Below are 9264 nucleotides of genomic sequence, written 5' to 3' on the forward strand. Positions count from 1 at the left end.
CGTATCTTCAGGGTAACAACTCATCGCGAAATCACGTTTAAAGGTCCTTCTAAGACGTCTTCCTACTTCAAAATCAACTATTTGTAGACCAATATTTAACCACTTTTCAAATCATCCAATTATTTTCGGTCCATACACCCTAGTCTAACAAGCTTTTGTTAAACTTCTCTCTTTTGATTTGTTTTTATCTTCTTTTAATGTTTTCGTAAAACATTTAACTTCCCTTGAATATAAAAAAGTAGCTATTATAGCTACTTTCATCATTAATTCTATTCAGCTTCTTGGAATTCTTTGATTTCATTAATGAAATCTGCCCCATATTGTTCAAGTTTTACTTTCCCTACACCACTGACGGCTAAGAATTCACCATTATTAGTTGGTATCCGAACACACATATCCTTGAGTGTTTTATCCGAAAAGATCATAAATGGTGGCAATCCCTGCTTACGTGCAAAACTCAGGCGCAAAGATCGGAGTTTTTCAAAGAGTGCAACATCAAAACTACCATCAGCCACCATTGGTTTAGCCGCAGGTACTCGTTCAAGCTCTCGCTTACGAGCTACATTAACTTTACCCTTCAACACGGCGGAACCCTTCTCGGACAATAATAGAATTGGATACTCCCCACCACTACTTCTTAAAAAACCATTAGCGGTTAAAAAATCAATCAAACGACTAGTCTCCTTTAAAGTCTTATCTTTAAAGATTCCAAAGGTCGATAATTTTTCAAAATGGCGCCAATCATCAGCCATATCATCCTTACCAACCAATACACGGGTAATAACCTTTTTACCATACTTTTGATTCATTCGTACGACACAACTAAGTGCCTTTTGAACATCTGAAGTGATATCAACAACTTCACGATCATCTAAACAATTGGAACAACGACCGCAAGGATTCGTCTCGGTTTCACCAAAATAATCTAAAATAAATTTCATCAGACAAGATTCAGTTTCGGCATAACGACTCATCTCAAATAATTTATTCTTAAGACTAAATTTATATTGATCATCACCCTGGGATTTATCAATAAAGAACTGATGCAATCGTAGATCGACAGGAGCATATAATAAGACTGCTTCGGCTGGTAAACCATCACGTCCTGCACGGCCGACCTCTTGATAATAGCTTTCAATTGTACCTGGAATAGTAAAATGCAGGACATAGCGCACATTAGTCTTGTTGATACCCATTCCAAAGGCATTAGTCGCGACAATAACATTAATTCGATCAAATAGAAAATCCTCTTGCTGCTGATGGCGTTCTTGATCACTCAATCCAGCATGATAGCGTCCAACTTTAACTTCATTATCTTTTAAAAAATTATAGATATTATCAACATCTTCACGACGACCAGCATAAATAATACCTGATTCATCGATATGGGATTTAACATAATTTAAAATAAATTCAGTTTTATCAATACCACGCTCAATCTTCAAAGCCAAATTATCACGATCAAAACCAGTTTTGATAATGTTCTGATCAGTAATATCCAAGATATTAGCTAAATCATCTTGAACTTGTTCGGTAGCAGTAGCCGTCAACGCTAACCAAGCTGGAGTTCCTGGTATTTGTTTTAATGGTTCGATCATCTTAAGATAACTATCTCGAAAGTCATGTCCCCAAGACGAGAGAACATGTGCCTCGTCAATTGCTATCAATGATATATCTAAGGCGGTTAGCCAACTATAAAATTCATCATCAACAATCTTCTCTGGGGCAACAAACAATAGCTTTACGGCACCACTTTCGATATAACGCATTCTCTCTTCACGATCGTGCCACTCCACAGTACTGTTCAGATAAGTAGCTGGAATACCAACTTCGTTCAAACTGTCAACTTGATCTTTCATTAAAGATATCAAAGGTGAAACAACTAGGGTTATTCCTGGAAGTATTGTAGCCGGTAATTGATAACAAATGGATTTCCCACCACCGGTTGGCATGATTCCCATAGCCCTCTTACCGGCCATTACCTTCTCGATCAGTTGTCTTTGGCCCGGTCGGAAAGTATCATAACCAAACTCTTCTTTTAAAATAGCTTCTAAATTCAAGTTTAAGTACTCTCCTCCAGTCTAAAAATAATATAGAACAAGCATATCACAACCGATTTAGTAGATAAATTATTTCTTGATGGCTCGAATAACTAATTTAGTGATCTGTTCTAAATCCATTTGAATTTGCTGCTCATTAGCATGATCAAGGATTCTCTGACTCTGTAAAAAATAAAATAGTAACTGACTAACGACTAATCTAATAAAATCTACCGGCTCAATATCGGTTCGCATCTCCCCAGTGTCCTGTAATGACTGCCAGACATTATCTAGGAACATCCCTTTAACTGTCATGATTTTATCTATTAACATATTACGTACTTTATCATTAATTAAAACCTGTGAGATCAAAATAATAGCCGCATCTTTATTCTGTACTAAAAATTGAAAACGATTGGTAACGATAAAATGCACGATTCCTGCCAGATCCGCCTTATTCTGTTTGACCTGTTCGGTAAAACTTTTCCCATAAGCTGGTAAGATATGTTCAATAATTGGATCAATAATAAATAACAACAAGTCATCCTTTGATTTAAAATACTTAAAAATGGTAGCCTGACTCATACCTGAACTTTCGGCAATCTGTGCTGTAGAGGTTCCATCATATCCTTGAACCGAAAATAATTTTATAGCTGCTTGCAAAACCTTTTTCTTACCATTAGGCATATCACTAGTTGTTAACCAGTCGTTTAAATCCTCAAATGCTTTTTCCATCTTTTCTAAACCTTTCTATACTTTTTTAAACCAATAATATTTAACATCGTTAAAACAACTAAGAAGATCAATAAGATTCCAATCGATGGTAAAATTTTTACCAAGCCATCGCCCGACATTACGATGCCAGTCAGAGCATCTCCAGCGTACTTCAACGGTAGAATATACGAAATCACCTTCACCCCATTAGCCATCGTATCCAAGGGAATAATTCCGGAGAAAAAGACCTGTGGAACAATAACTAAGGGAATAAATTGCATCATTTGAAACTCCGACTTGGCAAATGTCGACATTAAGATACCAAAGGCTAAAGCGACCAACGCTAGAATGAAGTTAATTAAAATTACGTAAAAGATATTACCAACCACTTCGACATTTAACGCCCAAACCGTAAAGAGAACAATAATCAAGGTTTGAATAATAGCCAACCCGCCATAACTGAGCATATAACCAAAAACGATATCTGATCTCTTAACTGGAGTTGCTAATAAACGATTCAATGTTCCTGATGTCCGCTCATTCAATAATGCCATTCCCGAAATTAAAAAGACAAAGAAAAAGACGAAGAATCCCATTAGGATCGGAACAATTTTATCAAAGAAACTGGTATCAGCATCCCCATAGCGATATTTATTATGAATTTTACTCTGATGGACCCGATTCTCCGGTGCATTAGGCACTTGTGCCTGGATTTTTTGTAAAGTCGTCTGTAACTGCTTAGTAGTATTGACGATGATTGAACTTTTCAAAGCTGCTTTTGTAAGATTCGTTTTACTAGCATCTGTATTAGCATAGGTAACGTAAAAGTCACTATTGCGATAATTGATCACTGCATCGACTTTTTTGTCATCCAAAGCCTGCTGCGCCTTTTGATTAGATTGATACTGCTTAGTTGAGATATGACTGACTTTATCAAGAGTGTTGACCAAGCTAGTGTTAACATTGACCGTTGCTAAATCAACATCAGTGGATGAATTCACGGAGAAGACTAGTTTCATCAAAAATAATACTAGAATTGGTGCTAAAAACATTAAAGCCAAGGTCCTTTTATCACGTAATAATTCTTTAGTAACTCGTTTAGCGATAGAGATTCTTCTCATTTTGCTGCGCCTCCGCTTTCAAAAAAACATCTTCAATTGAATCTACTTGATACGCTTGTTTCAAACTAGCTGGGTCATTATACGCAATGATCTGTCCACCCAGTAATAAAGCCACATCATCAGTCAATTCAGCTTCATCCATCACATGAGTGGTTACTAGAATAGTTTTCCCTTGATTTCGCAAATTCTGTAACTCAGTCCAAATCTTTCTTCGTAAAGCTGGATCTACTCCGACCGTCGGTTCATCCAAGATCAAGATCTGATTAAATCCTAAAAGAGCAATTGCTAATGACAAACGCCGTTTCATTCCACCAGAATAACCACTAACTCGTTTATCTAAGGCTGTGGTCAATTCGACCACTTGGGTAACATGCTGAATCTGTTGATTGGCTGCCCGTCCCTTAATAGCTTTCATATCTGCATAGAATTGCAGGTTCTCGCGCCCCGTTAACTGCTCGTATAAGGCATCTGATTGCGCCATATAGCCAATTTTACCAAGTAACAGTCGATTAGGCATCTGTTGGTTAAAAACGGTTGTCTGACCGGAATCTGGAATCTCCATCCCTAAGATGATTTTAATGATTGTCGACTTACCTGCTCCAGATGGTCCGATCAGGCCAATGATTCGTCCTTGCGGAATCTGAAAATTAATATTATTCAAAACTGTTTGTTTACCAAATTTTTTAATAATTCTATTTAATGAAATTACTGTATTATACATTTGATATGACCTCCGTTAAATAGGTGAGTGAGTGTTTACTCACCAAATGTTTAAATTGAGTATAAAACTTTTTTCTCCAAAAGAAAAGCATCTCCATTTGATCTAAACAGACATGCCGGATAAAATCTATTTTTCTAAATTTAATAATGTCTGTTTCATCTGCAATCCGCCCCGATAACCACCAAGCTTCCCCGTCTTAGTCAAGACCCGATGACATGGTATTACCATCAACAAGGGATTTTTACCGATTGCTGTTCCGACAGCCCGAATTGCCTGAGGCCGATTGATAGCTTGAGCAATTTTGGTATAATTACTAACCTGACCATAAGGAATTTGTGCTACTTGTTGCCAGACAGCCTCTTGAAACGAAGTCCCCGTAATATCCTGCTTGATTGTAAACTCTTTTCTAACACCTTGAAGATATTCTTCTAATTGTACCCTGTAATCATTGACCTGTGCCTTACTATCAACTAAGACCGCCTCAGGATAAAATTGCTTTAATTCCGTCACATCCCCATCCTGAGAACCAACAAATGCCAATCCATTACTGGTGGCACCCAACAGATAATTATGCTGTTCTATTTTAAAACTATGATAATAAATTGTTTGCATCTTTCGCACCACCTTTTTGTCTAGCCTTAGTATATGCTACCCACTACTTAAAAAGTGCAATATCGTTTCTTGCAAATCAGAATAAATTCCTTATAATTATATTGACGCTTGAAATGTAAGCGTATTAGTGAAATTAACTTACTGTAATTTTTGATCCCTTTGAACTCTCCTCGAACCTTCAAAAACGATCATTTCATCACAGAGGTATCTTGCTAAGAATTTCAAGGAGGAAGATAAAATGGGATTATTCTCAAGAAAAAAGATTGACGAGTTTGTTTCACCCGCTACTGGTAAATTGGTTCATTTGGACAAAGTCAGTGATCCAGTTTTCTCACAAAAATTAATGGGCGATGGCTTTGCTATAATGCCAACTAGTGATGAAATCGTTGCTCCAATCGGTGGTATCATCGGTACCGTGTTCCCAACCAAGCATGCTTTAATGATCACCTCTGCTCATGGACTAGAAATAATGCTCCATTTAGGTATTGATACCGTAGAATTAAATGGCAAACCTTTTGAAATGTTTGTTAAAGAAAATGATACTGTTGTAGCTGGTCAAAAATTGGCTACTATGGATCTAGCACAAGTTCAAGCTGCCAAAAAGGCTACTTCAATTATGACCATTATCACTAATTCTGATGCGGTCAAAGATATGGGTACTTTTGAAGAAAAGAATATTGCTGCTGGGGAAACTGCTTTAGACGTAAATGTTAATTAAAACTCAAACAGAGCTGGGGGTATCAACCTGGTTCTTTTTTTTACTTTATTTTTGTGAGTAAATTTGACTAACTGTATAATAAGTATCGGAGGTTCTACTATGGTTAAAATTCCTTATCTATCTGGCTTTGAGGCCTACTTAAAAACTCGGCAGATCTCACCCAAAGCACACACAGAATATATGAATTCACTTAATGATTTCTTTACCTACACGATTCAACACAATAATGATTATAAAATATCGGAAGATATTAAAGATGTTCATGAAATGGATGTCCGCTTATTCAAAAACTTTATGCTCGATAACCTACAGCTTAGTCCTAGCACTATCAACAAGGTTATCAGTAACCTCAACGTCTACTTTAAGTACCTCTTTGGCGTTAAAAAAAGTCCTGAGATTCCCACGCTTAACATCAACAGCGTAACGGTCGCTAAACAATCAGATTTCCCAACCGTGGTCTTTTTGAAATTGCCAGATTATTTGGCCGCACCACTCAGTATCTACACCAGATTGCTTATCTTGATCATCTCTAAGGGCTTTAACTATAAAGATGCCTTGGAACCAAATTTTTATCAAAAGTTTGAGCAAATGAAATTTGATGATGCTGAGGAGAGATTCTTAAATTTATACAAAGCGTATGTCGAACCATACCGTTCATATTGGAATAATGATAATCTATTCTTAAGTCGTAATCGTGGTGCTAATACTCCCCTGCTTACTGTGAGTGCCTTACATCGTGATCTCAAACGTGATAGCGATACAACTAAACTTGATCTAGCACCCAAAAAACTTTACACAACTTTTATTTTACTAGCTTTGAGTACGAGAAATCTTTCTGATGATCAACAAAATGCCCTAGATGCACTGGATACACCATCACTAATGTATTATCGCCGACTCAAGCGAGAGACAAATTTTGATATCTAAGGAAAGAAAAATCATGAAAAACATTGCAGTATATTGTGGTGCGTCCACAGGAAATGAAGAAATTTATACGACTGGTGCTAAAAAGCTCGGCCAATGGATCGTTAAAAATAATTACGGATTAACTTATGGCGGTGGTCGTTACGGATTAATGGGTGTCGTTGCTGACAGTGTCCTCAATAATCATGGATTCGTACACGGGATTATTACTACCGAGTTAGCTAGTCGAGAACTATCACACAATCAACTATCCAAATTGGATATTGTCTCTGATATGTCGCAAAGGAAACAAGCTATGTTAAATGACTCTGTCGCAAATATCGCTCTGCCTGGAGGGCCTGGGACACTAGAAGAAATCTCTGAGGCCTTCTCTTGGACAATCATTGGCGACAGTACCAGTCCTTGTGTCTTTTACAACATCAATCATTATTATGACGACCTAGAAAGCTTTTTTAATTCCATGACCGATCGAGGATTCATGGAAGAGAGGACTCGTAAAACCCTACTGTTTAGTGATTCTTTAACGGAAATTGGTCAATTCATCAATACTTATACCCCACCAACTTTACGTGATTATAATACTAAATAATTGAGCATATTATTTAACTCCTATTTCATTTGGGGTTATATTCTACTTGTCAGATAGATAAGAAATATCTGGCGAATATACTCCTTAGATATACATTACAAAATATAATTTTCTCATTAATACTACGTACAAATAAATATCCTCCCAATTTTGTATAATTAGTAAAAGATAGACCAATTCAATTTAAAAACTCTCTGATATATAACAAAAAAGCACGCTGGAATTAATTTTCCAACGTGTTTTTAATTTGCTTTTTATTATAGAAGTGTTGTTACACTACCGGCAATAACAACTAATACTAAACCAGATAGAATAAAGACCATTTCTTTTTTTGTCTTTCTTTCATGCAGAATATAAATACCACCTAAAGTTGCGATGATAACATTCATTTGTGAAAGGATAAAACCAGTAGCTAATCCATTAACATTAGGACGAGCTGAGATCAAGTATGTCAAAGCCGCAAATGCAAAGAAGAACCCACTGATAATATTCGTATATGAACTCTTTGCCTTAAATGGCTTCTCAGAACGATTCTTCTTCGTAACTACTGCAAAGATCGTAGCGACCACTGCCATACCTAAGGCTTGAGGCAAAAATGCTTCAAAACCATTAACGGTAACTGCTTGTGGGAAAGCTGAGTAACCTAAGTAACCAATTTCAGCAAACGCAACTAAGATTGTTCCCTTAACGGCATTGAAACCACCATCTTCTTTAGGTAACTTCTTTTCACTAAAAGTTGTCAACCAAACACCAAAGATAATCAGGACAATCGCTGAGAAACCAATCATTTTGGCACTGCCTTTAGCCCATTCACCAAGGACCAGGACACTCCATAATGAAGCTCCGACTAATTGGAAACCAGTTGAAATTGGCATAGTTCTGGAAACACCCATCTCAGAAAAAGCATAAAATACTAAGATTTGACCTAATGACCAAAAAGCACCTGATAGGAAAGTAAAGAGAAATTCTTTGCCACCTAACATTGGTGTCTGACGAACAAGTGCAACTACTATGGCAAAAATCAAAGTACCATAAGTTGTTCCAAGGATTTGATTAACTGGTTTACCGCCAAATTTACCAGTAAGAATGGGAAATAGTCCCCATCCGATCATTGGCATAAGACCAATCAATAGATTTAATGCATTCATTAATTAAAACTCCCTCATTGAAATACGTTTGATATTTCATTCTCTCAATTTAAAAACTGCTAGATTAGAAAAAATACCCAGCAGTTCTTTCACAATGCAAGTATTATAGCAGAAAAGAGAAAGTGTTTTCAAGAAAACGATTTTATTTTCTGATAATATTACATATTAATGTATTTTACATAAGTAATCCATTAGTTTTTCATAAAAATAAATATTATATAAGAATATCGGCGTTTTTTCTTCCCGAATTATATAATAAGTATAGTGTCTATTCCTGGATATACGAACAACTTACCTCACAGACTGATGAGAGATTTACACTTGACCAAGTTAATTATGCTATTCAATATTTAGACAATTAAAAAATGAATGTCCAAAATCCGACGACAATAAAAGCTGAAATTATATTTAGGAGGTTTCCTTTATGATCATTAGACTCTTAGGTTGGGGCTTAGTACTCTTAGTTATCGTAGCAATTGTAGGTTTTATCAGTAATTCTAAACAATTTGGTACAAAATTATTAACCGGAAAAATGGGACTTTATGTCGTTATTTTACTATTTGGTTTATATCTAGCATTGTTCTAAGAATGTCCCTGACAATGATGGTCCAGTTGAAGGGTCAACTACCTATATATACGAAAAAAATAAGAGGCTGTGACATAAGTCTCTAAAATTAA

At 36.2% G+C, this 9264-nt stretch carries 10 protein-coding genes; 4 read left to right on the plus strand and 6 right to left on the minus strand.

Going from position 1 to position 9264, the window contains the following annotated elements:
* Positions 1–269: 269 nt before the first annotated feature.
* The 5 genes from recQ to IV57_RS02330 all read right to left on the minus strand — a co-directional run bounded on the left by recQ (position 270) and on the right by IV57_RS02330 (position 5207).
* Complete coding sequence (gene recQ, locus IV57_RS02310; protein ID WP_057879875.1) at positions 270–2060, minus strand: DNA helicase RecQ; 1791 nt, start codon at positions 2058–2060, stop codon at positions 270–272.
* Positions 2061–2129: 69 nt separating this feature from the next.
* On the minus strand, positions 2130–2774 hold the full coding sequence (locus IV57_RS02315; protein ID WP_057879876.1) for a TetR/AcrR family transcriptional regulator: 645 nt from the start codon (positions 2772–2774) through the stop codon (positions 2130–2132).
* 5 nt (positions 2775–2779) lie between these two features.
* The gene (locus IV57_RS02320; RefSeq protein ID WP_057879877.1) at positions 2780–3874 is read right to left on the minus strand and encodes an ABC transporter permease; all 1095 of its coding nucleotides are present in this window, start codon (positions 3872–3874) and stop codon (positions 2780–2782) included.
* Positions 3852–4595, minus strand: coding sequence for an ABC transporter ATP-binding protein (locus tag IV57_RS02325; protein WP_057879878.1), 744 nt, complete (start codon positions 4593–4595; stop codon positions 3852–3854). The genes IV57_RS02320 and IV57_RS02325 overlap by 23 nt, the downstream gene beginning before the upstream one ends.
* Positions 4596–4721: 126 nt before the next feature.
* A complete protein-coding gene (locus IV57_RS02330) occupies positions 4722–5207 on the minus strand; it encodes a methylated-DNA--[protein]-cysteine S-methyltransferase (RefSeq protein WP_083488868.1) in 486 nt (161 codons plus the stop codon).
* Between the two features lie 238 nt (positions 5208–5445).
* Here IV57_RS02330 and IV57_RS02335 point away from each other — a divergent pair, with 238 nt between their 5' ends.
* The 3 genes from IV57_RS02335 to IV57_RS02345 all read left to right on the plus strand — a co-directional run bounded on the left by IV57_RS02335 (position 5446) and on the right by IV57_RS02345 (position 7438).
* Positions 5446–5925 (plus strand): PTS sugar transporter subunit IIA, encoded by a 480-nt coding sequence (locus tag IV57_RS02335; RefSeq protein ID WP_057879880.1) that lies wholly within the window; start codon positions 5446–5448, stop codon positions 5923–5925.
* Between the two features lie 99 nt (positions 5926–6024).
* A complete protein-coding gene (locus tag IV57_RS02340) occupies positions 6025–6852 on the plus strand; it encodes a site-specific integrase (protein ID WP_057879881.1) in 828 nt (275 codons plus the stop codon).
* Positions 6853–6865: 13 nt separating this feature from the next.
* The gene (locus tag IV57_RS02345) at positions 6866–7438 is read left to right on the plus strand and encodes an LOG family protein (RefSeq protein ID WP_057879882.1); all 573 of its coding nucleotides are present in this window, start codon (positions 6866–6868) and stop codon (positions 7436–7438) included.
* Between the two features lie 257 nt (positions 7439–7695).
* Here IV57_RS02345 and rbsU read toward each other — a convergent pair whose 3' ends face one another.
* Positions 7696–8586: a ribose/proton symporter RbsU gene (rbsU, locus tag IV57_RS02350; RefSeq protein ID WP_057879883.1), complete on the minus strand. Its 891-nt coding sequence runs from the start codon at positions 8584–8586 to the stop codon at positions 7696–7698.
* Positions 8587–9010: 424 nt separating this feature from the next.
* On the opposite strand from rbsU, the gene IV57_RS13110 reads away from it, so the two are divergent.
* Positions 9011–9172, plus strand: a complete 162-nt coding sequence (locus IV57_RS13110; RefSeq protein WP_157051885.1) for a hypothetical protein — start codon at positions 9011–9013, stop codon at positions 9170–9172.
* The last annotated feature ends 92 nt before the right edge of the window (positions 9173–9264 follow it).

Source organism: Companilactobacillus kimchiensis (genome assembly GCF_001438805.1).
Taxonomy (GTDB): domain Bacteria; phylum Bacillota; class Bacilli; order Lactobacillales; family Lactobacillaceae; genus Companilactobacillus; species Companilactobacillus kimchiensis.